This is a genomic window from Pseudomonas sp. PDM31, assembly GCF_019218965.1.
Classification (GTDB): domain Bacteria; phylum Pseudomonadota; class Gammaproteobacteria; order Pseudomonadales; family Pseudomonadaceae; genus Aquipseudomonas.
The window spans coordinates 344345-367042 of sequence record NZ_JAHUWS010000007.1; the positions used below are offsets into that span (position 1 = coordinate 344345).

At 58.1% G+C, this 22698-nt stretch carries 26 protein-coding genes, 1 tRNA gene and 2 pseudogenes; 14 read left to right on the plus strand and 15 right to left on the minus strand.

What is annotated here, in order from left to right; genetic code table 11:
* The 8 genes from hscA to trmJ all read right to left on the minus strand — a co-directional run bounded on the left by hscA (position 1) and on the right by trmJ (position 6835).
* A complete protein-coding gene (hscA, locus tag KW839_RS16350) occupies positions 1–1863 on the minus strand; it encodes a Fe-S protein assembly chaperone HscA (protein WP_060543106.1) in 1863 nt (620 codons plus the stop codon).
* 51 nt (positions 1864–1914) lie between these two features.
* Positions 1915–2436, minus strand: a complete 522-nt coding sequence (hscB, locus tag KW839_RS16355; RefSeq protein WP_060543105.1) for a co-chaperone HscB — start codon at positions 2434–2436, stop codon at positions 1915–1917.
* An 8-nt stretch (positions 2437–2444) separates the two neighbouring features.
* Entirely contained in the window at positions 2445–2768 is a 324-nt protein-coding gene (iscA, locus tag KW839_RS16360) for an iron-sulfur cluster assembly protein IscA (protein WP_003227904.1), read from the minus strand.
* A 34-nt stretch (positions 2769–2802) separates the two neighbouring features.
* Positions 2803–3189, minus strand: coding sequence for a Fe-S cluster assembly scaffold IscU (iscU, locus tag KW839_RS16365; RefSeq protein WP_007974006.1), 387 nt, complete (start codon positions 3187–3189; stop codon positions 2803–2805).
* 101 nt (positions 3190–3290) lie between these two features.
* Positions 3291–4505, minus strand: coding sequence for an IscS subfamily cysteine desulfurase (locus KW839_RS16370; protein WP_053162334.1), 1215 nt, complete (start codon positions 4503–4505; stop codon positions 3291–3293).
* Between the two features lie 50 nt (positions 4506–4555).
* Complete coding sequence (iscR, locus tag KW839_RS16375; RefSeq protein WP_003227911.1) at positions 4556–5047, minus strand: Fe-S cluster assembly transcriptional regulator IscR; 492 nt, start codon at positions 5045–5047, stop codon at positions 4556–4558.
* 238 nt (positions 5048–5285) lie between these two features.
* Positions 5286–6062 carry a serine O-acetyltransferase gene (gene cysE / locus KW839_RS16380; RefSeq protein WP_060543103.1) on the minus strand — a complete coding sequence of 259 codons (777 nt, stop codon included), beginning with the start codon at positions 6060–6062 and terminating at the stop codon, positions 5286–5288.
* Positions 6063–6064: 2 nt separating this feature from the next.
* On the minus strand, positions 6065–6835 hold the full coding sequence (gene trmJ / locus KW839_RS16385; RefSeq protein ID WP_060543102.1) for a tRNA (cytosine(32)/uridine(32)-2'-O)-methyltransferase TrmJ: 771 nt from the start codon (positions 6833–6835) through the stop codon (positions 6065–6067).
* A gap of 146 nt (positions 6836–6981) precedes the next feature.
* Between trmJ and suhB the strand changes: the two genes are divergently transcribed.
* Both suhB and KW839_RS16395 read left to right on the plus strand, forming a co-directional pair.
* Entirely contained in the window at positions 6982–7800 is an 819-nt protein-coding gene (gene suhB / locus KW839_RS16390; protein WP_016984379.1) for an inositol-phosphate phosphatase, read from the plus strand.
* Between the two features lie 395 nt (positions 7801–8195).
* A complete protein-coding gene (locus KW839_RS16395) occupies positions 8196–8699 on the plus strand; it encodes a GNAT family N-acetyltransferase (protein ID WP_218424936.1) in 504 nt (167 codons plus the stop codon).
* A 101-nt stretch (positions 8700–8800) separates the two neighbouring features.
* Here KW839_RS16395 and KW839_RS16400 read toward each other — a convergent pair whose 3' ends face one another.
* Positions 8801–9034, minus strand: coding sequence for a hypothetical protein (locus tag KW839_RS16400; RefSeq protein WP_218424920.1), 234 nt, complete (start codon positions 9032–9034; stop codon positions 8801–8803).
* A gap of 118 nt (positions 9035–9152) precedes the next feature.
* Between KW839_RS16400 and KW839_RS16405 the strand changes: the two genes are divergently transcribed.
* A complete protein-coding gene (locus KW839_RS16405; RefSeq protein ID WP_218424921.1) occupies positions 9153–9470 on the plus strand; it encodes a hypothetical protein in 318 nt (105 codons plus the stop codon).
* A 379-nt stretch (positions 9471–9849) separates the two neighbouring features.
* Positions 9850–9984, plus strand: a pseudogene (locus KW839_RS27695) (thymidylate kinase); the annotation flags it as partial.
* A 25-nt stretch (positions 9985–10009) separates the two neighbouring features.
* On the opposite strand, the gene KW839_RS16410 reads toward KW839_RS27695, so the two are convergent.
* The 6 genes from KW839_RS16410 to queA form a co-directional block, all read right to left on the minus strand.
* Positions 10010–10561, minus strand: coding sequence for a glycine zipper 2TM domain-containing protein (locus tag KW839_RS16410; RefSeq protein WP_060543101.1), 552 nt, complete (start codon positions 10559–10561; stop codon positions 10010–10012).
* A gap of 119 nt (positions 10562–10680) precedes the next feature.
* Positions 10681–11595 carry a protein translocase subunit SecF gene (secF, locus tag KW839_RS16415; protein ID WP_060543100.1) on the minus strand — a complete coding sequence of 305 codons (915 nt, stop codon included), beginning with the start codon at positions 11593–11595 and terminating at the stop codon, positions 10681–10683.
* A gap of 9 nt (positions 11596–11604) precedes the next feature.
* Complete coding sequence (secD, locus tag KW839_RS16420) at positions 11605–13473, minus strand: protein translocase subunit SecD (RefSeq protein WP_218424922.1); 1869 nt, start codon at positions 13471–13473, stop codon at positions 11605–11607.
* A 64-nt stretch (positions 13474–13537) separates the two neighbouring features.
* Complete coding sequence (gene yajC / locus KW839_RS16425; protein WP_007956696.1) at positions 13538–13873, minus strand: preprotein translocase subunit YajC; 336 nt, start codon at positions 13871–13873, stop codon at positions 13538–13540.
* A gap of 43 nt (positions 13874–13916) precedes the next feature.
* Positions 13917–15032, minus strand: coding sequence for a tRNA guanosine(34) transglycosylase Tgt (tgt, locus tag KW839_RS16430; RefSeq protein ID WP_160387208.1), 1116 nt, complete (start codon positions 15030–15032; stop codon positions 13917–13919).
* Between the two features lie 14 nt (positions 15033–15046).
* Positions 15047–16111: a tRNA preQ1(34) S-adenosylmethionine ribosyltransferase-isomerase QueA gene (gene queA / locus KW839_RS16435; RefSeq protein WP_060543097.1), complete on the minus strand. Its 1065-nt coding sequence runs from the start codon at positions 16109–16111 to the stop codon at positions 15047–15049.
* 106 nt (positions 16112–16217) lie between these two features.
* Between queA and KW839_RS16440 the strand changes: the two genes are divergently transcribed.
* From KW839_RS16440 to KW839_RS16485, 10 genes and pseudogenes are all read left to right on the plus strand, one after another.
* Positions 16218–16302 (plus strand) — tRNA-Leu (locus KW839_RS16440).
* Positions 16303–16466: 164 nt separating this feature from the next.
* On the plus strand, positions 16467–17708 hold the full coding sequence (locus KW839_RS16445; RefSeq protein WP_218424923.1) for a tyrosine-type recombinase/integrase: 1242 nt from the start codon (positions 16467–16469) through the stop codon (positions 17706–17708).
* A gap of 246 nt (positions 17709–17954) precedes the next feature.
* A complete protein-coding gene (locus KW839_RS16450; RefSeq protein WP_007903544.1) occupies positions 17955–18893 on the plus strand; it encodes a hypothetical protein in 939 nt (312 codons plus the stop codon).
* A gap of 82 nt (positions 18894–18975) precedes the next feature.
* Entirely contained in the window at positions 18976–19230 is a 255-nt protein-coding gene (locus tag KW839_RS16455) for an AlpA family transcriptional regulator (RefSeq protein ID WP_007903543.1), read from the plus strand.
* Positions 19227–19835, plus strand: a complete 609-nt coding sequence (locus KW839_RS16460) for a hypothetical protein (protein ID WP_218424924.1) — start codon at positions 19227–19229, stop codon at positions 19833–19835. Before KW839_RS16455 ends, KW839_RS16460 begins: the two co-directional genes overlap by 4 nt.
* On the plus strand, positions 19832–20137 hold the full coding sequence (locus tag KW839_RS16465; protein ID WP_218424925.1) for a hypothetical protein: 306 nt from the start codon (positions 19832–19834) through the stop codon (positions 20135–20137). The genes KW839_RS16460 and KW839_RS16465 overlap by 4 nt, the downstream gene beginning before the upstream one ends.
* A 376-nt stretch (positions 20138–20513) precedes the next feature.
* Positions 20514–20672, plus strand: coding sequence for a hypothetical protein (locus tag KW839_RS16470; RefSeq protein ID WP_218424926.1), 159 nt, complete (start codon positions 20514–20516; stop codon positions 20670–20672).
* The gene (locus KW839_RS16475; RefSeq protein ID WP_007903533.1) at positions 20669–20950 is read left to right on the plus strand and encodes a hypothetical protein; all 282 of its coding nucleotides are present in this window, start codon (positions 20669–20671) and stop codon (positions 20948–20950) included. Before KW839_RS16470 ends, KW839_RS16475 begins: the two co-directional genes overlap by 4 nt.
* Positions 20947–21231 carry a DUF3077 domain-containing protein gene (locus tag KW839_RS16480; protein ID WP_218424927.1) on the plus strand — a complete coding sequence of 95 codons (285 nt, stop codon included), beginning with the start codon at positions 20947–20949 and terminating at the stop codon, positions 21229–21231. The genes KW839_RS16475 and KW839_RS16480 overlap by 4 nt, the downstream gene beginning before the upstream one ends.
* Positions 21228–22571, plus strand: a pseudogene (locus KW839_RS16485) (DUF927 domain-containing protein); the annotation flags it as partial. The gene KW839_RS16480 and the pseudogene KW839_RS16485, both read left to right, overlap by 4 nt.
* Between the last annotated feature and the right edge of the window lie 127 nt (positions 22572–22698).

Consider the following 22698-nt stretch of genomic DNA (forward strand, 5'->3'; position numbering starts at 1 on the left):
TTATTCCTCAATCTCATTCAGGTTGCGTCCCGACAGCGCGGCTTTGACGGTCAAGTCCATGCGGCGGGCGGCAAAAGCGTCGGTCACTTGCGACAGACGCTTGGTCTGCTGCTCGATGGCAAAACCATCGGAACCTTTCATCAGTTCGGTCAGTTCCTGCATCTGCAATTCAATGACCATGCGCTCTTCGGCATCGAGCAGACGCTCACCGTCGGCTTCCAGGGCGCCCTGCACTGCCTCGATCAAACGCTGGGCATCGACCTGCTGCTCGCGCAGTACGCGGGCAACCTTGTCGTCATTGGCGTGCTGGAACGAATCCTTGAGCATTTTGGCGATTTCGCCGTCGGTCAGGCCGTAGGACGGCTTGACCTGGATGCTGGCCTCAACGCCCGAACCCAGTTCGCGGGCGGAAACGCTGAGCAGACCGTCGGCATCGACCTGGAAGGTCACGCGAATCTTCGCCGCGCCAGCCACCATCGCCGGGATACCACGCAATTCAAAGCGTGCCAGGGAGCGGCAGTCGCTGATCAGCTCGCGCTCACCCTGCAACACGTGGATCGCCATGGCCGACTGGCCGTCTTTGTAAGTGGTGAAGTCCTGGGCGCGAGCGACGGGGATGGTGGTGTTGCGCGGAATCACCTTCTCCATCAGGCCGCCCATGGTTTCCAGCCCCAGGGACAACGGAATCACGTCGAGCAGCAGCAGTTCATCGCCATCGCGCTTGTTGCCGGCCAGGGTATCGGCCTGGATCGCGGCACCAATGGCCACCACTTGATCCGGGTCGATTTCGGTCAGAGGTTGACGACCAAAGGCTTCAGCGACGGCTTCGCGAACACGAGGCACACGAGTCGAGCCGCCGACCATGACGACGGCATGCACGTCTTCGAGCTCGACGCCGGAATCACGTACCGCACGGCGGCAGGCTTTCAGGCTGCGAGCGACCATCGGCTCGATCAGCGCATCAAAGGCTTCGCGGGTCAGCTCGGCTTTCCAGTCGCCGTGAGCCACTTCGACCGACGAGGCATTGGTCAGCGCTTCTTTCGCGGCACAGGCCGTTTGCAGCAGTTGACGCTGCGCACCCGGGTCGAGATCGGCGGACAGACCGGCGCTCTCGATGATCCAGCCAGCGATCGCGTGGTCGAAGTCATCGCCGCCCAGGGCGCTGTCGCCGCCGGTGGCCAGGACTTCGAAGACACCGCCGGTCAGGCGCAGAATCGAAATATCGAAGGTGCCGCCGCCCAGGTCGTAAATCGCGACCAAGCCTTCGGCATGCTGATCCAGGCCGTAGGCCACAGCGGCAGCGGTCGGCTCATTGAGCAAGCGCAGCACGTTCAGGCCGGCCAGTTTGGCCGCGTCCTTGGTGGCTTGACGCTGAGCATCGTCGAAATACGCGGGAACAGTGATCACCGCACCCACCAGCTCGCCACCCAATGTAGCCTCGGCGCGCTGACGCAGGACCTTGAGGATGTCGGCGGAGACTTCCACCGGGCTTTTCGGGCCCTGGATGGTGTCGATGAACGGCATGTGCGATTCGCCGCCGACAAAGCGGTACGGCAGTTGCTCGCCCAATTGCTTGACGTCGGACAGACCACGACCCATCAGGCGCTTGACCGACAGCACGGTGTTCAGGGGATCAGTGGCGGCAGCCAGCTTGGCCGACTCGCCGACCTCAACGCGATCGGCGTGATAGCGCACGGCAGACGGCAGGATGACCCGCCCTTCTGCGTCGGCCAGGGGCTCGGAAAGACCACTGCGCAACGCAGCGACCAGCGAATTGGTAGTGCCCAAGTCGATCCCCACAGCCAGACGACGCTGGTGCGGTTGAGGACTTTGGCCGGGTTCGGCGATCTGCAGTAGGGCCATCGTTATCAGGTCTTATCTGTATATCAGGCGTGCGACCGGAGCGGCACTGGGTTAATCGTCGAGGCGCTCTTCTAGCTGGCGCACTTCGTAGGTGAGCTTGTCGAGGAACTGCATGCGCCGCATCAGGCGTTCGGCCTGCTCACGTTGCGCTGCATCATCCCAACAGGCTGCGAAGCTTTCGTTCAGTTTATCCTGAGCGACCTTCAGACGGCGCTTGAATACCGCAACACCCGCCAGATCGGCGCTGTCTTGCAGGTCTTCGAGTTCTTCGCGCCATTGCATCTGCTGCAACAGAAACTCCGGATCATGCACCGTGACCTCCAGGGGCAGCTCACCACCCTTCAAGGCGAGCAGGTAACGCGCGCGCTTGGGGGGATTCTTGAGCGTCTGGTAGGCCTCGTTGAGGCTCGCGGATTGCTCCAGCGCCAGCCGCTGCTCGCGCTCGGAAGCGTCGGCAAAACGGTCTGGATGTACGCTGCGCGCCAACTCACGGTAGCGCGTAGCCAACTGGTCGAGGTCCAGATTGAACCCCGGTTGCAGCTCGAATAAAGCGAAATGACAAGGAGTACCCACGACAAGCCTCAGATGTTGAAGCTTTCGCCGCAGCCACATTCACCGCGTACGTTGGGGTTGTTGAACTTGAAGCCTTCGTTCAACCCTTCCTTGACGAAATCGAGCTCGGTGCCGTCCAGGTAGGCCAGGCTTTTCGGGTCGATGATCACTTTCTCGCCGTGACTTTCGAACACCTGGTCTTCCGCGACCACCTCGTCGACAAACTCCAGCACATAGGCAAGGCCGGAACAGCCCGTGGTGCGAACACCCAGACGAATCCCTTCACCTTTGCCGCGCCCGTCGAGGGAGCGGCGCACGTGCCGGGCAGCCGCTTCTGTCATGCTGATAGCCATCGGTGACTCCTTACTCGTCGCCAAAACTCGAAAATCAGATCAAGCCTTTCTTCTGCTTGTAATCGCGAACCGCCGCCTTGATGGCGTCTTCTGCGAGTACCGAGCAGTGAATTTTCACTGGCGGCAGGGCCAGTTCTTCAGCCAGCTGGGTGTTCTTGATGGTTTCCGCTTCATCCAGGGTCTTGCCCTTCATCCACTCAGTGGCGAGGGAGCTGGAAGCGATAGCCGAACCGCAGCCGTAGGTCTTGAACTTGGCGTCTTCGATGATGCCGGCGTCGTTGACCTTGATCTGCAGGCGCATCACATCGCCGCACGCCGGAGCGCCGACCATGCCGGTGCCGACATCAGGATCTTCCGCGTCCATCTTGCCGACGTTGCGCGGGTTTTCGTAGTGGTCGATGACCTTTTCGCTGTAAGCCATGATTCTAATCCTCACTCATCAGGGCCGCTCTTGAGGCCCTGTAACTACGCTTGCGTCAGTCGCCGCGTCGCTACAGGAGCTGTATCTGGCGGCTTCTATATTTAGTGTGCCGCCCACTCGATCTTCGAGATATCGACGCCGTCTTTGTACATGTCCCACAGCGGCGACAGAGCGCGCAGCTTGGTAACGGCCTCGCAGACTTTCTGCGCGGCGTAATCGATTTCTTCTTCGGTGGTGAAACGGCCGAAGGTGAAGCGGATCGAGCTGTGTGCCAGTTCGTCGTTGCGGCCCAGGGCGCGCAGTACGTACGAAGGCTCGAGCGATGCCGAGGTGCAAGCCGAACCGGAAGAAACTGCCAGGTCCTTGAGGGCCATGATCAGCGACTCGCCTTCAACGTAGTTGAAGCTCAGGTTCAGGTTGTGCGGAACGCGGGCGGTCAGGCTGCCGTTGACGTACAGCTCCTCCAGATGCTCGACCTGCTTGTAGAAACGGTCGCTCAGGGCCTTGATGCGCACGTTCTCGGCAGCCATGTCTTCCTTGGCTACACGGAAGGCTTCGCCCATGCCGACGATCTGGTGGGTCGCCAGGGTGCCGGAACGCATGCCGCGCTCGTGACCGCCGCCGTGCATGGTCGCTTCGATACGTACGCGCGGCTTGCGGCTTACGTACAGGGCGCCGATGCCTTTAGGACCGTAGGTCTTGTGGGCGGAGAACGACATCATGTCGACTTTCAGCTTCGACAGGTCGATTTCGACCTTGCCGGTGGACTGAGCAGCGTCGACGTGGAACAGGATGCCCTTGGAACGCAGCAGTTCACCGATCGCAGCGATGTCGTTGACGGTGCCGATTTCGTTGTTCACGTGCATGACCGAAACCAGGATGGTGTCGTCGCGCAGTTCGGCTTCGATCATCTCCGGGGTGACCAGACCGTCGGTGCGTGGCTCGATGTAGGTGACTTCGAAGCCTTCACGCTCCAGTTGGCGCATGGTGTCCAGGACAGCCTTGTGCTCGATCTTGGTGGTGATCAGATGCTTGCCTTTGGTGGCGTAGAAATGTGCCGCACCCTTGATTGCCAGGTTGTCGGACTCGGTGGCACCGGAGGTCCAGACGATTTCACGTGGGTCGGCGTTGACCAGGTCGGCGACCTGACGACGAGCGTTTTCAACGGACTCTTCGGCTTTCCAGCCGAACACGTGGGAACGGGACGCCGGGTTACCGAAGTTTCCGTCGACCAGCAGGCATTCACTCATTTTTTGCGCTACACGCGGATCAACCGGGGTGGTCGCAGAGTAATCAAGGTAAATCGGCAATTTCATGGACTATCTCCTAAATCAGGCTGGCTGGCGTGCCGCTAGCTCTTTGGCTGTCATTCGACGGCGGACGCTTCAATCTTGTCCAGGCGTGGCGCCTTGCTGTTGCAACGGCGCTGATCCTGACGCTGGGCTACCTCTTGTACCTCACGGCGAGTGACAAGGTCAGCCAAGCTGATACCGCTGAGAAATTCGTGAATCTGCAGGCTCAAATCGCACCACAAGTGGTGGGTCAGACAGGTGTCGCCGGAATGGCAATCGCCCTGGCCCTGGCATTTGGTGGCATCGACCGATTCGTTCACTGCATCGATCACCTGGGCGACCTGGATGCCCTGCATGTCGCGGGACAACTGGTAACCGCCGCCTGGACCACGGACGCTGGACACCAGGTTGCTGCGGCGCAACTTGGCGAAAAGCTGTTCGAGGTAGGACAGGGAGATGCCTTGGCGCTCGGAGATATCGGCCAGGGACACGGGCCCGTGCTGCGCGTGCAACGCCAGATCAAGCATGGCGGTCACGGCGTATCGGCCTTTTGTAGTCAGTCGCATGGACAATTACCACGGAGTTCAGAATGAAACGAGTATGCAATTCCCGAGTATTTAAGTCAACTATAAGACCTAGTACTTTAGTCAGGTTTACCCGTAAAAGAGCGCGCGCATCATAGCAAAGGCTGGACGGTTACAGCCAGCAATTGCGCGTTATCGTTCTTCGCGAGCAAGCCCGCTCCCACAGGAGACAACACAAATCCTGTGGGAGCGGGCTTGCTCGCGAAGGGGTCGACGCGGTCTAGCTGGCCTGACTCTGATCCTTGTCCTTCACACAGGCGAAGTCTTCTTCGCGCAGCTCAGGCAGATCTTTCGCACAGTAATTACTACCCAGATCCTTCAACGCCCCGCACATCCCCTCCAGACGCCCATCGACCGCCTGCAGATGATCGAGCAGCTGGTTAATGGCGCGAGCCACCGGGTCCGGCATGTCTTCAGTCACGCCGTAGGCATCAAAACCAATCTTCTCGGCCATGGCCTTGCGCTTGGCGTCCAGCTCTTCGTCAGGCTTGACGATGATCCGCCCAGGAATCCCCACCACTGTGGCGCCCGGCGGCACTTCCTTGGTCACCACGGCGTTTGAGCCGACCTTGGCACCCGCACCGACAGTGAACGGGCCAAGCACCTTGGCGCCAGCACCGACCACCACCCCATCACCCAGGGTTGGGTGACGCTTGCCCTTGTTCCAGCTGGTGCCGCCCAGGGTCACGCCCTGATAAATGGTCACGTCGTCACCGATCTCGGCCGTTTCGCCAATGACGATACCCATGCCGTGGTCAATGAAGAAACGCCGACCGACCTTCGCCCCCGGATGGATCTCGATCCCGGTCAACCAGCGACCGAAATTCGACACCAGCCGCGCCAGCCATTTCAGGTCCGCGCGCCACAGCATTGCCGACAAACGGTGGATCCAGATGGCATGCATGCCGGGGTAGCAAGTCAGGACTTCAAAAGCGTTACGCGCCGCCGGGTCTCGGTGGAATACGCTTTGGATATCTTCACGCAAACGCTCGAACATCATTAATCCTTCCGCTTTAGAAGCTCACCACGGGCCGCTTTTTGGGTTTCCGTGAGGATGCCACGCAATATATTCATTTCCGCCCGGCTGACCGAGCTGCGTCCGTACAACCGGCGCAGGCGCGCCATCAAGTGCCGTGGTTTTTCCGGATCGAGGAACTCGATGGCCACCAGGGTCTGCTCCAGGTGCTCATAGAATCGCTCCAACTCGTCCATGGTCGCCAGCTCGGCGCTTTTCACGGAGGCCACTTCTTCCTTCTCGACCTTGGTCGGCTGACCTTGCGCGGCCAGCCAGGACATACGCACTTCATAACCCAACACCTGCACCGCTGCCCCGAGGTTCAGCGAACTGAACTCAGGGTCTGATGGGATGTGCACGTGATAATGACATCGCTGCAGCTCTTCGTTGGTCAGGCCGGAATCTTCACGACCGAACACCAGCGCGATCTGCGCACCCGCCGCGGCTTCTTCGACCACTTTCGTCCCGCATTCGCGCGGATCAAGCAGCGGCCAGGGAATGCGACGATCACGCGCACTGGTGCCGAGCACCAGATTGCAGCCCACCAGGGCATCTTCCAGGGTGGCGACGACTTGCGCGTTTTCAAGGATATCCCCGGCACCAGAGGCGCGAGCATCGGCCTCGTGATGCGGAAATTGCCGGGGCTCGACCAGCACCAGCCGCGACAGGCCCATGTTCTTCATGGCACGCGCAGCCCCGCCGATATTGCCCGGATGGCTGGTATTGACCAGCACGACACGAATGTTTTGCAGCAAGGGAGGCGCTCTCGAACACAATAATCGGGAGCAGAATCTTACAGCGAGAGCTACCGTTAAGCCATGAAAGCGAACGTCGTCCTTCTCCTGTAGAAACTTTCTGATAGAATGCCCGGCTTTCTTTAACAACCTTAGGTGACACATCCATGCAGCCCATGCTGAATATCGCGCTGCGCGCCGCCCGCAGCGCCAGTGAATTGATCTTCCGCTCCATCGAGCGCCTGGATACCATCAAGGTCGACGAAAAAGACGCCAAGGATTACGTATCCGAGGTGGATCGCGCCGCCGAACAGAAAATCATCGACGCCCTGCGCAAGGCCTACCCGAATCACTCGATTCGCGGTGAAGAGACCGGCCTGCACGCTGGCACCGGCATCGAAGGCGAAGAGTACCTGTGGATCATCGACCCACTGGACGGCACCACCAACTTCCTGCGCGGCATTCCTCACTTTGCCGTCAGCATCGCCTGCAAATACCGCGGTCGCCTGGAACACGCTGTTGTTCTGGACCCGGTTCGCCAGGAAGAATTCACCGCCAGCCGTGGTCGCGGCGCCCAACTGAACGGTCGTCGCCTGCGCGTCAGCGGCCGCACCAGCCTGGACGGCGCCCTGCTGGGTACCGGCTTCCCGTTCCGTGACGACCAGATGGACAACCTCGACAACTACCTGGGCATGTTCCGCGCCCTGGTTGGCCAGACTGCCGGCATCCGCCGCGCCGGTTCCGCCAGCCTGGACCTGGCCTACGTCGCTGCCGGTCGTTTCGACGCGTTCTGGGAGTCGGGCCTGTCCGAGTGGGACATGGCTGCTGGCGCCCTGCTGATCCAGGAAGCAGGCGGCCTGGTGAGCGACTTCACCGGCGGTCACGATTTCCTTGAGAAAGGCCACATCGTTGCCGGTAACACCAAGTGCTTCAAGGCAGTCCTGACGGCCATCCAGCCGCACCTGCCGGCCTCGCTGAAGCGCTAAGCTTCCAGCGACAGAAAAAAGCACCCTGCGGGGTGCTTTTTTTATGCCTGCGATTCAATCCCTGACACACCACAAAACCAATGTGGGAGCGGGCTTGCTCGCGAAGGCGGCGGGTCAGCCAATATGGATTTTGAATGACGGACCGTATTCGCGAGCAAGCCCGCTCCCACAAGGAGATGGGGGGCCACAAATTGTGAAATTAGCCGCCGAGCGAAAGCCTCTCCTGACGGAAAAGTATGCGAAAAATTATCGGATTGACCGAGGCCGGTGTTGCCAAGCTTCAAATCACCTTCTACAAAGCGGAAACCGTGATCGACCCCAGATCCAACAAAATTCTCCAACGGTACTATGCGGTCCTTGATGGGCGCCGCCGGATAAAAAATGGAGCGCTCAGGATGCAGTTACAGTTTGCCGCCACGGATAACCCTTCGGTCACGCTTGTCGTGACTCAACCCAGCGACTTCGAAGCGCTTGTCGCTATTCGGATTGAAGCCATGCGTGAAAGTCTTGAACGTATTGGCCGATTCGACCCTGATCGCGCCCGAGAGCGTTTTCGTGAGGGCTTTTGTGCCGAGTTCACTCGCCATATCGAGGTTTCCGGCCAGCGGGTGGGTTTCGTGGTCGTCAAACCTGATTACGATGGGTGGCTGCTTGATCACCTGTACATCAAGCCGAACGCACAGGGGGCGGGGATCGGTTCGGTTGTCCTTCGTCACATCTTCATGGAAGCGGATGCTGCGTCCATGACATTGCGGGTGGGAGCCCTCAGGGAAAGCGCTTCAAATCGTTTTTATACGCGGCATGGCTTTCAGTTCGTCGAAAGTAGCGAATTCGACAATTACTATGTCCGCAGCCGTCAGGACATTCACGCGCAACTGAACAGAAAAACCACTTCCTGATCCCGACGTTAAGTTTAATGGTGCTCGCCCATTTATTTGCGGGCCATCTTCGTCAAAATGCATGAGCGAATGGGACGACGCGCCGGAGTGAGTCCGCGCGTTTACCTGACGCAGGGCGAAAGCTTTTTCACCCTGGATGTGATGAACCACGCCAGCGGCGAAGTAGAGCCGTTCAAGATCTGCATGGCTGTATCACCGATTTCGACAAACGATGAGCCTCCACTGAGAGCCGTCGCGATTTTTCCGACCACCACACCAAGATGGAAAATATGGACATACAGCAACAATTGAGCGGCGATGACGAACAGCCTCGCGGCAAATCCGGCAATCGTCATCGGCACAATGCCATCCGGCGATTCTCATTTGATGAGTTTTCCCAGTCCACCAACATTGGATTGCTGCCGCCTGCTAAGGTCGGTATTTGCCGATTGCTGAAATAAAAAAGGAATGCAGATGAGTAAGTATTGGGTTCTATTGTTTATTGGCGCCGCAGGTTTTGTTCAGGCGCAATCCCTATGCTCGGATGCCTGGTACCAGGCGATCGAAAAGAAACTGCTGACTGCCGATGCACAAGGGCATGGGCCGGATCCAGGCTCCGACGAATGGAAATCCGTGATCGAATTCAAGTTAGGGATTCGCGGTAGCGCAAATGTCCCTGAGCGAAGGTCCGAAGCGTGGTGCCAGTACATTGATCAGCAGACCAATGCGACACGGGGAGGGAGTGGCACCGGAAAATTGCCGACAATCAATGTTAAACCAGACCCATCTTAGGATTGTGGCAAGGCGGAGCCCAGCGGTATCTAAGCAATGATATGTCAGGACAAAGCCTTATCCGCCCTTGCTCGCATTCTGAGCGGTTGTGAGGTATTTGGAAGAAAGTGATGTTCCGGCGCGAGGCTCAAATCAATCGAACACGGTGAAGAAGGGGGGGCTAAGGATGCGAATTGCAGCGTTTTGGCTGCCAGACCGATGACCGATATTCATAAGCGGCTGTAACCCTGGATTTTTGCGACCCATTAGCCAGAAACAAGGTTAGAGTGGTGATCAATGTCTGTTCATCGGTGCCCTCCACCCGATTCGCGGAGACGCACCAAGCGGCTGCAGCGAACGAATAGGGCAAAAAAAACGCATATCAATCATTATGTGAAGAATGAATCCTCCGCTGTTTGTTTCTCTAGATGGGCCCAAGGGCGCTGGCAAAACCACACTATTGGAAGCAGTTACGAAAGTACTGAGGGCCGACAACAAAAAGGTGATTCGACAGCGGGGCACAAAAAAGCACCCCGCAGGGTGCTTCTTTTTAAGCGGTGTTAATTAGTGACCCGGTCGTTCTGCGTCAGAATCAGCTGACCTTCCTTGTCCACCGGAATCTGGTTGCCCGGGTCGCGATCCATACGCACCTTGCCTTCCTTGCCATCGAGCGAATAACGCACGTCGTAACCTACAACCTTGTCACTGATGTCGTTCACCGTATTACAACGGGTCTGGGTCGTGGTGTAGGTGTCACGCTCCTGCATGCCTTCCTGAACCTTGTTACCGGCATAACCACCGCCGACAGCACCGGCGACCGTGGCGATCTTCTTGCCGCTACCACCGCCGACCTGGTTACCCAGCAGACCACCGGCCAGGGCACCTACCACCGTACCGGCAATCTGATGTTGATCTTTGACCGGCGCCTGCCGGGTGACGGTTACGTCCTTGCACACTTCACGTGGAGTCTTGATTTGCGTCTTGACCGGCTCTACAGCCAGCACTTGCGCGTATTCAGGGCCACTTTTAACCAAGCTGTAGGTGGCCACAGCACCCCCGGCAGTCACACCGACAGCACCCAGAACCGCACCAACCAGCATCGATTTGTTCACATGAACCTCCTGACCATCACATGCGGAACATGTCCGCGCTTCTCCCAGCCTTGGAGCACAAAAAAAGGCGCGAGTTCAACTCGCGCCTTTTTGGACTACACCGCCAGGAAAATTTTCCTTCAAGGACGGTCGTCAACTTCCTTATCGGTATTCACCGGAGGAATCAGATCTTCAGTGCTCAGGTTCAGCCAGATCAGCACCACGTTGGCGATGTAGATCGACGAGTAGGTACCCGCCAGTACACCGATGAACAGCGCGATGGAGAAGCCGAACAGGTTGTCGCCGCCGAAGAACAACAGTGCCGCGATCGCCAGCAAGGTGGAGATCGAAGTCGCCATGGTGCGCAGCAGGGTTTGCGTGGTCGAGATGTTGATGTTCTCGATCAGGCTGGCCTTGCGCAGCACCCGGAAGTTCTCACGAACCCGGTCGAATACCACGATGGTGTCGTTGAGCGAGTAACCGATGATCGCCAGTACCGCCGCCAGCACCGTCAGGTCGAAGGTTATCTGGAAGAACGACAGGATACCGATGGTCACGATCACGTCGTGAATCAGGGACACGATCGCGCCAACCGCAAACTTCCACTGAAAGCGGAAAGCCAGGTAGATCAGGATGCCGCCCAGTGCCATCAGCATGCCGAGGCCGCCCTGGTCGCGCAGCTCTTCACCCACTTGCGGGCCGACGAACTCGACGCGCTTGACCGTCGCCGGGTTTTCGCCGCCGACTTTCAACAGCGCTTCGGCTACTTGGTGGCCCAACTGCGGATCTTCACCCGGCATGCGCACCAGCAAATCGGTAGTCGCACCGAAGCTTTGCACGATGGCATCGTTATAACCGGCGCTCACCAGCTGCTCACGCACCTTGGAGACATCGGCCGGACGCTCGTAGGTCAGCTCGATGAGCGTACCGCCGGTGAAGTCCAGGCCCCAGTTCATGCCCTTGGTGGCGACGCTGAACAAGGCCAGCACGGTAAGGAACAATGTGACGCCGAACGCAAAGTTGCGAACGCCCATGAAGTTGATTGTACGTAACATGGCAGCCCCTTAAATCCACAACTTCTTGAAGTCACGACCGCCGAAGATCAGGTTGACCATCGCGCGGGTCACCATGATGGCCGTGAACATCGAGGTAAAGATCCCGAGGGACATGGTCACTGCGAAGCCTTTGACGGGGCCGGTGCCCATGGCAAAGAGAATCCCGCCGACCAACAAGGTTGTCAGGTTGGCGTCGAGAATCGCGGTGAATGCCCGGCCGAAGCCTTCGTTGATTGCCCGTTGCACGGTCATGCCCGCGGCGATCTCTTCACGTATCCGCGAGAAGATCAGTACGTTGGCGTCGACCGCCATACCCATGGTCAATACGATACCGGCGATACCCGGCAGGGTCAGCGTTGCACCCAGCAGCGACATCAAGGCCAGCAGCAGCACCATGTTCACTGCCAGTGCGACAGTGGCAATGATGCCGAAGAAGCGGTAGATGGCGATGATGAACAGCGAGACGAACAGCATGCCCCACAGCGATGCATCGATACCCTTGGTGATGTTGTCGGCACCCAGGCTTGGACCAATGGTGCGCTCTTCAGCGAAGTACATCGGTGCGGCCAGACCACCGGCACGCAACAGCAGCGCCAGTTCGGACGATTCGCCCTGACCGTTCAGGCCAGTGATGCGGAACTGCGCGCCCAGCGGCGACTGGATGGTCGCCAGGCTGATGATGCGCTTCTCTTCCTTGAACGTCTGCACCGGCACGTCTTTCTCGACGCCGTTGACCACTTGCTTGGTGTAAGTGGTGACCGGACGCTGCTCGATGAAGATCACCGCCATGCTGCGACCGACGTTGGAACGGGTCGCACGGTTCATCAGCTCGCCGCCGTGACCATCCAGACGGATGTTCACTTCCGGGGTGCCTTGCTCGCCGAAGCCAGCCTTGGCGTCAGTTACCTGGTCACCGGTGATGATCAGGCCACGCTCGATCAGCGCTGCCGGACGGCCGCCCTCACGGAATTCGAAAGATTCGGAAGTCGCCTTCGAAGCGCCAGGCTCTGCAGCCAGACGGAACTCCAGGTTGGCCGTCTTGCCGAGGATACGCTTGGCTTCTGCGGTGTCCTGCACGCCCGGCAGCTCAACCACGATGCGGTTGGCGCCCTGACGCTGAACGATCGGCTCGGCAACACCCAGCTCGTTGACGCGGTTACGTACCGTGGTCAAGTTCTGCTTGATGGAGTATTCACGGATTTCCGCCAGCTTGGCCGGGGTCATCGCCAGACGCAGCACCGGTTGACCATTGAGGTCGGCCGGAACAATGTCGAAATCGTTGAAGTTCTTGCGGATGATCGTACGGGCCTGTTCGCGGGTTGCTTCATCAGAGAAGCCCAGCTGAATGGCACCGTCGAGTTGCGGCAGGCTGCGATAGCGCAGTTTCTCTTTACGCAACAGGCTCTTCACATCGCCTTCGTAGACTTTCAGGCGTGCGTCGAGGGCTTTGTCCATGTCCACTTCCAGCAGGAAGTGCACACCACCAGACAAGTCCAGACCGAGCTTCATCGGGTGAGCCCCGAGGTTACGCAGCCATTGCGGGGTGGTTTGTGCCAGGTTCAGTGCAACGACGTAGTCATCACCCAACGCCTTGCGCACGACGTCCTTGGCCGGCAGTTGGTCTTCAGCCTTGGTCAGGCGAATCAGCCCGCCCTTGCCGCCGGCAGTCAGCGTGGCAGCCTTGACGTTGATCCCGGATTCCTTGAGCGCAGCGCTCACACGGTCCAGATCAGCCTGATTGACCTGCAGCGCAGTGCTTGCACCGCTGACCTGAATGGCCGGGTCATCAGGATAAAGATTGGGAGCGGAATAAATCAGACCGACCGCCAGCACCGCCAGGATCAGAATGTATTTCCACAGAGGATATTTGTTCAGCATCACGCCGCCCGTTTATGACGCGGGGCGCCTTGCGCGCCCCGTCGATTGAATATGAAGTTGAAACTTAGATCGCTTTGAGCGTGCCTTTTGGCAGCGTGGCGGCGATGGCGCCTTTCTGGAATTTCATTTCGACGGTGTCGGAAACTTCCAGAACGACGAAATCGTCGGCCACTTTAGTGATCTTGCCGGCGATGCCGCCGGTGGTCACAACTTCGTCGCCTTTCTGCAGGCTGCTCAGCAGGTTCTTCTGCTCTTTGGCGCGCTTGGCCTGTGGACGCCAGATCATCAGGTAGAAGATGACCAGGAAGCCGACCAGGAAAATCCACTCAAAGCCGCCGCCCATTGGGGCTGCCGCAGGTGCAGCAGCGTCAGCCATGGCATTAGAGATAAAAAAGCTCATTTAGCACTCCAGTTGCAAATGTTGAATCTTGGGGTCAGGAAACTCAGTCCAAAGGCGGCACGGGAAGCCCGCGTTTGGCGTAGAAGGCATCGACAAAGGCGGCCAATGTACCCTGTTGAATAGCCTCGCGCAAACCAGCCATAAGCACTTGATAATGACGCAAGTTATGGATGGTATTGAGCATGCTCCCCAGCATTTCGCCGCACTTGTCCAGGTGATGCAGATAAGCGCGGGAGAAGTTCTGGCAGGTATAGCAATCGCAGGTCGGATCGAGCGGCGAATCATCATGGCGATGGAACGCGTTTCGGATCTTCAGCACGCCGGTATCGATGAACAGATGCCCGTTGCGGGCATTACGGGTTGGCATCACGCAATCGAACATGTCCACACCGCGGCGCACACCCTCCACGAGATCTTCCGGTTTGCCAACGCCCATAAGGTAACGAGGTTTGTCAGCCGGCATCATGCCCGGCAGGTAATCCAGCACCTTGATCATCTCGTGCTTGGGCTCGCCCACCGACAGGCCGCCGATGGCCAGGCCGTCGAAGCCGATCTGGTCCAGGCCTTCCAGCGAGCGCATGCGCAGGTCCTGGTGCATGCCGCCCTGAACGATACCGAACAGCGCCGCCGTGTTCTCGCCATGGGCTTCTTTCGAACGCTTGGCCCAACGCAGCGACAACTCCATGGAAATGCGGGCGACGTCTTCATCCGCCGGGTACGGCGTGCATTCGTCGAAAATCATCACGATGTCCGAGCCCAGGTCGCGCTGGACCTGCATCGACTCTTCCGGGCCCATGAACACCTTGGCGCCGTCGACCGGAGAAGCGAAGGTCACGCCCTCCTCCTTGATCTTGCGCATGGCGCCCAGGCTGAACACCTGGAAACCGCCGGAGTCGGTCAGGATCGGGCCTTTCCACTGCATGAAATCGTGCAGGTCGCCGTGCTTCTTGATCACTTCCGTACCCGGGCGTAGCCACAGGTGGAAGGTGTTGCCCAGAATGATTTCAGCGCCAGTCGCCTCGATATCCCGTGGCAGCATGCCCTTGACCGTGCCGTAAGTGCCCACTGGCATGAAAGCCGGGGTCTCGACGGTACCGCGCGGGAAGGTCAAACGACCGCGACGAGCCTTGCCATCAGTGGCCAGCAGCTCGAAAGACATACGACAGGTGCGACTCATACAGTTTCCTCTGGGCCCGATTCTTTAGGGGCAGTCGGCGCAGGATTACGTGTGATGAACATCGCATCACCGTAACTGAAAAAGCGGTAACCGTTGTCGACCGCGGCCTTGTAGGCAGCCATGGTCTCGGGATAACCGGCGAACGCCGAAACCAGCATCAACAGCGTGGATTCAGGCAAATGAAAGTTGGTAACCAGGGCATCGACCACATGAAACGGCCGGCCCGGGAAAATAAAAATGTCGGTGTCGCCACTGAATGGCTTGAGCACGCCATCGCGCGCAGCACTTTCCAGGGAGCGCACGCTGGTGGTGCCCACGGCCACCACACGACCACCGCGAGCGCGGCACGCAGCCACGGCATCTACCACATCCTGGCCGACTTCCAGCCATTCACTGTGCATGTGGTGGTCTTCGAGCTTCTCCACGCGCACCGGCTGGAACGTGCCGGCGCCAACGTGCAGGGTCACGAACGCAGTCTCGACGCCCTTGGCGGCAATCGCCTCCATCAGCACCTGATCGAAATGCAGCCCCGCCGTCGGCGCCGCCACCGCGCCCAAACGCTGGGCGTAGACGGTCTGGTAACGCTCGCGGTCGGCGCCTTCATCCGGGCGGTCTATATAAGGAGGCAGCGGCATGTGCCCGACGCGGTCGAGCAGCGGCAACACTTCTTCGGCGAACCCCAGCTCGAACAACGCATCGTGCCGCGCCAACATCTCGGCCTCGCCACCGCCGTCGATGAGGATCTTCGACCCAGGCTTGGGCGACTTGCTGGAGCGCACATGGGCCAGCACGCGATGACTGTCGAGCACCCGCTCCACCAGTATTTCCAGCTTGCCGCCGGAAGCCTTCTGGCCAAACAGCCGCGCCGGAATCACCCGGGTATTGTTGAACACCATCAAATCGCCGGGGCGCAAATGCTCCAGCAAATCAGTGAATTGACGGTGTGCCAGGGCGCCGCTGACCCCATCAAGGGTCAACAGGCGACTGTTGCGACGCTCAGCCAAAGGGTGGCGAGCGATCAGCGAATCAGGGAGCTCGAAAGTAAAGTCAGCAACGCGCATGATGGGGTGTCGTCTAGCAGGGCCGGGAAGTCTAGCGGAAATATCAAAAATTCTCCATGTACCTGATTGACCAGCGGTTATCTCATCTCTATACTCCGCGGCCATTGCCCTGATGGCGGAATTGGTAGACGCGGCGGATTCAAAATCCGTTTTCGAAAGGAGTGGGAGTTCGAGTCTCCCTCGGGGCACCACATAGCAGTATCTGAAAGTCTCTACCAGACTTTCAGACCCAGAGAAACCGGCCACTTGGCCGGTTTTTTTGTGCCTGTTTGTCTACCCCTGTCTCCCCTTATCCGTTGTATCCCTGTATCCCTGCTTGTATCCTGAGAAAAATACCGAACTTTGGGATACAAGGATGAAGCGCGCAGACATCAAGCGCCGCCCTCTCGCTGACACGACACTTGCGGGATTGGAGCCGGAATCAAAGGAATACAGGGAGCTGGACGGAAACGGCCTCTACTTCAGGGTTAAACCTGATGGTGGTAAATCCTGGCAACTCCGCTACAAACGTCCGGCGGGCAATTGGGCTTGGATGGGGCTCGGGGGTTACCCGGAAGTAAGTGGCGCGCTGGCAAGGGACAAAGCTGCCGATCTACGCAAAGTAGTAAGTAGCGGTGCCGATCCCCTAGAACAAAAGCGATCCGCGAAAGCTGCTATCGATGCGGCCAAGACCCGAACCTTTCGAGCTGCCGCTGAAGCCTGGCTGAAGGCAAAAGCGGAAAAGGGTCTCGCACCCTCCACTCTCAACAAAATCCGCACCTACCTCGACAAAGACATACTCCCGTCACTGGGAGATAAGCCTCTAGACGAAATCACCCGTACCGACTGCGCGGAACTACAAGCATCCATCGAAGCCCGGGATGCGCACAACGTGGCGGAAAAATGTCGCACTTGGATCAATCAGATATTCGGGCGAGCCATCGGTTTGGGTCTCACGGAAAACGATCCGGGCAGTCGCCTACGAGATATTGCCGCTCAAGCCCCGAAGACTCAGCAGCATCCTCATTTGCTTGAGCCTGAGTTGGCAGAATTCCTCCAAGCACTCAAAAACACTCCCAGCAGGCTGACGGCCCGAACTGCTGCATGGCTCTGTATCTGGACCGCATCTAGACCGGGCATGGTTCGCTTAGCTGAATGGAAGGAGTTCGACCTTGAGAAAGCCATGTGGACTACGCCTGCCGCCAAGATGAAGATGCGTAGGGATTTTGTGTGCCCTTTGCCCCACCAAGCTGTTACTGCCCTTAAGGAACTGCACTGCCTAACAGGACGGAGTCGCTGGCTTTTCCCCGGAGTAGGAGCCAAGAACCCGACCATCAGTGAAAACACTATAAACAAAGTCTTCGCGACCATCGGCTACAAAGGTCGCCTCGTTGGGCATGGTACTCGACACACAGCGAGCACGTTACTTCGAGAACATGGCTGGCCGAAGGAGCATGTTGAAGCGCAGCTAGCACACAAGGAAGAAGGTATTTCAGGGGTCTATAACAAAGCTCAATACTTAGAGCAGCGCGTAACGATGATGCAGTGGTATGCCGATCATCTTGATGGACTTGCAGTGGGCAATGTGGTGCAAGGCCAGTTTGGAAAGGCAATATGACTTCCCTTCCTAGCACCCACTGCAAAACCAGTGTAACGCGTGTTACAGGTGTAACAAATGACGCTAACCAACTGTTTTTATTGAATTATTTTCTAGTTACACGCAGCACAATACTGACCCCTTCTATGTGTAACATCACTGAGTCGTGTAACAGGGTTCAATCCCCTTCAGTCCCGCTGGCGGCTTCTCCATATGACGTGCGCCGCTGCGACAACACACCGCTCTCGGGGCGACGGGGGAGCCAGAATGGATATTGAACTGGACGCTGAATTAGCGGAGCTGGAAATTGCAGGAGTCGACGTCGAATGCCTGATTAGGGACATGGACGATATCGAAACTGCAGTTCTAGAGTTAGCGCTGTACCCGCAGTTCACCGACTATTTTCGACAAGCATTCGATCTTATCAACGCCGCCACTTCATTCTGGCTTGAAGATGGCGCCTACGCGCTGTGTGCCGAGCGCGTCACAGGAACCTTGTTTCGACTCCGTGACGTAATTGATGACCATGCTAGCGCTACGGAAGCCGGCTCATTGCCAAATGTCATTCGACACCTCCCAGGCTTCAATCATCAAGCGACGGACTCGCAACTGGTAGCAGCCTTTGCCCTAGTGCTCGGTACCCAAGCAGTGGAGGTCCTCGCGAATTGGCTATTCGAGCTTGAGCTTGCGACTTACGACATCGATGCCGACCTGATAGAGCAACTGAGAAATGAATCGCCGCGCCATTACCTCGCCCTCATCGAGAAAGAACGATACCGACGTAGCGGACTTGAAATTCAAGCACGAGAGCAATTCGCTGTTTTTATGGGAGAGGCTAATCAGACGCTGTTAATGGCAAATTTTTATCAACAAGTGGAGCACATGGATGTATCCAAAAATGGTTTCAACACATCAAGTCTAATGCACCGAATACTCGACGAAGCTTTCTCAGCGAAAGCAACAAGGCGTGGCCAAGAAGCAGGTAAAGGCAACCTAGACCCCAGCTCAAAAATACAAACGGAAGCCATGGATCGACGGTCAAAAATCAAGGCTGCCGCAGAAACGATTATTGATGGACGCAAGATTGAAAAGCGAAGCCTCAGCGATGCGGAGCTAACCAACCTTCTTTTCGATCAAACAGTACATGGCACAAAAAAAACCATTCGAGAGCATTTGACCGCCCTAGGCCTCAGACCCTTGAAATAAAAAAGGGAACAGACACAGTCCGTTCCCTCTCCCCTCCGTAGCGTATGACCTGTTGTCTCTATTCACACAGGTTTAGATCGCTATGACTACTCAACTAAAAACCATCGCCTCGCACGACCCCGCTACGACGCTCATTCGTATGCCGGAGGTCATCTCAATCGTAGGGCTCGCACGCCCGACCATCTACAAGCTCATGCGCCAACCTGAGAGCGGATTCCCGCTGCCAGTGAAGCTGAGTAACAGCAACGCCCGAAGTGCTCCAGTTGCATGGGTATTGGGAGAGGTACAGGCGTGGACACGAGCGCGTATCGCCGCCCGTGATCTGGTGGCAGCATGAAGCGCAAATACTGCCCATTCAACGGACCGTTTCTCGACTCGTACAGCATCGGATTCCGCCTCTATCAGCCCGGCGCGATCAACTGGCGTCATCGCACCATCGCGGGCGTGAGCTGGAACGGCGAAGAGCAGGAAGCGTTCTTTTTCACCCCTGACGGTCTCGTGCTTCCACTCAAAGCCAACCCTTGGGAGCTGCCAGAACTGATCCGCAAAAATGCGGTGCGCAGAGAGTTTTCAAGCGTCCACGGCACCGGCCATTTCGCGATGAGCCAAAGCCGCCTCGCTTCACTGAAAACGCGAGGCATGACCGACTGGGTCACCTACTGGCTGGTGGATCAATCGGCTGGGTACGCGAACGATCCGGCGGTATGGCAACACATCACGGATGAGGATCTCGCCGTGGAAAAGACCGCTACAGAGAGTCTTCACAAAAGCATGCGCTTGACCTCGGATCTGACCGAGTACGTGGATGAATGCCTTGCACAGCGTCGCGATGTGATGGCCATCGAATACCGCCGACGTTGCGCCGAAGACAGCAAGATCTTGGCTTGGCTCCAAGGCGAAACACCACCGCCGCTGTTTGCCTTCGCGCAGGAGGCAGCATGAGCCGGACGATCGCTGATAACGCTCTGATGCATCCGTTTTCGGTGCTGCGCCGGATTGGCTTTTCGCCTCGCCTCATGCAGCGCCTCGAGCGCTACCGCAGCCAGCAGGACAAGCAAGGTCGCGTGGTCAGCGTGCTCAGCTGGGCCGACGGCACCTGGTGCGCCCTCTCCCTACACTGCGAAAAAATCGGAGCCGTGATCGCCGACGAAGGCCAGCAAACGCAAGCCTACGAAGACGCTCGCTCGATGCTCAGCGGTGGCTTCCTACCCCTCCTTTCCCTGCGCTGGGAAGCCCATGCCTGAAATGAAAACGCCTCCGGGGGCGATCCGGAGGCGTTGAGGTCAATCTACATGCACGAACAATTTATGCCGCACCTGAAAATTCCGCAAGCCATCAACGCAGTTGCACTTTCGAAAAACGGACGTTACTCTCTGACCGTCGCTGCAAAATCAGCGAACGGGTTTGGCGACCCGAGTCCATACAGGCGCACAGGCGTCTCCATACCGATTGCAGGCGCTTTTTTTGTGCCCGCATTCCTGCTTTATGGTGGCTGTGCGTGGGAGACCTTCGGGTCTGCCGGGGTCCTGTATGCCCGGTTCGCCAACCCGCGCACAGCTGCCACCCTTAAATCGTTTGGCGACGATCAGTGGCAGCTCCTCACATACAGGAGCTTGACCAATGTACGCCCTCAATCCGTTCAAAAATCGCGCCGCTGCACACCGTGCAATGGCTCTCGCCGCTTTACACGCCAACTCCAGCCTCGCTACACGTCTCTCCCGCTACAACAGCCACATGGCCAAAGCCCGCGCACTCGAAATCGCAGGCGGTGCTCAATGAACCACGCCCTAAGCTTCTCCCTGCCCGAAGATCTGCTTTGCGTTCCAAAAAGTGCCGAAGCCGGTGTGCCAATTGACGCTATCACCTGTGCCTTGGATCGGGCCAACTCCGTGCTTTTGCTGCTTGAAGATCAGTTCGAGTGCGATGGCCCACGTCTGGCCAACCATGTCATCGCCGCAGCGCTCTGGGACGTTCGCGGGACATTGGGTCTGATCCGCACCTTGGCCGCACACGCCGACAACTCCACTCGGCCACCGATGAGTGGAGGCGCCCGATGAACACTTCTCTTTTGATCAACACGGTGGGCGGCGCCACCTTTGCCAAATGCAACGCTCGAAACCAACCGCTATTCCGTATCAACGCCGGCATTTCGTGTGAAGAAGCGCTCGAACAAGCGTCTCTGCTGATGGATTGTGTCAACAAGCTCACGCTCTTGAGCGGCATGGGCAATGACAACGAGGCGATGGTCTGGGCTTCGCATTATTTGAGCGAGATGGCTAAAGCCATCATTGATGACGTCACCAGCGGGTTGCAACTGGCCCAAGGCGGTGGCGTATGAAGGCCTCAACTTCCAATGGACGCCGCCCCACGTTCGCCCAGGTCAAAGGTGCTGCGCTGCACAACATAGACCGGGTGCTCACCCATTGGCTGCCTAACGGTAAGCGCGTCGATGGCGGCAAGGAATACACCGCCCCGAATCCGACCCGCAGCGATAAGCGCGCAGGTTCGCTCAAGATCAATTTAAGCAAGGGCACATGGGCCGACTTCGCTACCGGTGACAAGGGCGGCGACCTCATCGATCTGGTGCGCTATCTGGACGGCGGCACGGACGTCGAAGCCTGCAATAAACTGGCAGACCTGCTCAACGTATCGCCCGGCGCCGCCAACGCGAAGCCAGCGCCTGCCAAGGCAAAAGCGCCTGAGTGGAGTGCTATTTCGCCGATCCCAGCCGAGGCCATGAACAAGTGCCCGGCCAAGCATCGGCAGCACGGCGTGCCGTCCAAGGTGTGGATCTACCGTGATGCTCAGGGCCAGCCGCTCATGGCGCTCTACCGCTTCGACCTCCCCCCTGACGAGGACGGCAAACCGAAGAAGGTCTTTGCCCCCCTGACATGGTGTCAGCGCACCGACGGCCAAACCACGCAATGGCGCTGGCAGGGTCTGCCCGATCCGCGTCCACTGCTGCGCCTTGATGAACTCGTCCAACGCGCTGACGCACCGGTTGTTCTCTGCGAAGGCGAGAAAGCTGCCGATGCCGCCGCAGAACTGATGCCGGGCCATGTGGCCACCTGCTGGCCTAACGGTTCCAACTCCTGGCACAAAGCCGACCTGACACCGCTCAAAGGTCGCGACGTGTTGTTGTGGCCAGACAATGACGTCAGCGGCACAGCCTGCATGAAAACCGTAGGCGACAAGCTGCGCGAGATCGGCGCCGCGTCGGTGCGAGTCATCGCGCTGGAGGTGTTCAAGCGCAAGCCCACGCTGAAGAACGGAGCCGCTCACTTCGCCAAAGGTGGTCAATGGGACGACGGCGACGATGCAGCCGATGCACTTGCCAAAGGCTGGACAGCGCCACACTTCACCAAGCTGGAAAGCAGCGGTGAACTGTTCGGTTTGGTTGTGGAAAAGCCAGAGCCTGAGCAGGCCGAGACCAAGCCGGAGCCTAAAACAAAAGCACCGACCAAGCGACCGGCGAAACCGAAAAATGATCTGATGCCCGGTGGTTTTCGCCTCACGTCCGAAGGTGTTTTTTATGCGGGTGACGACGGCGAAGCGCGGCCAGTGTGTTCGCCTCTGGAAATCCTTGCCCGCACTCGCGACGACAAAGGTCAGAACTGGGGATTGTTGGTTGAATTCGACGATCCCGACGGTGCCAAGAAACGCTGGAACATCCCGGCCTGTTGGCGCTGATTGAAAACTGACCCACCCTGCCGATTGAAAATTGACCCAGGGCCGTTTGCTGATTTTTGCATCAGCAACTGTGGATAAGCTTAGCAGCAGTGTCCTGCTGACATAGGCACTAAGC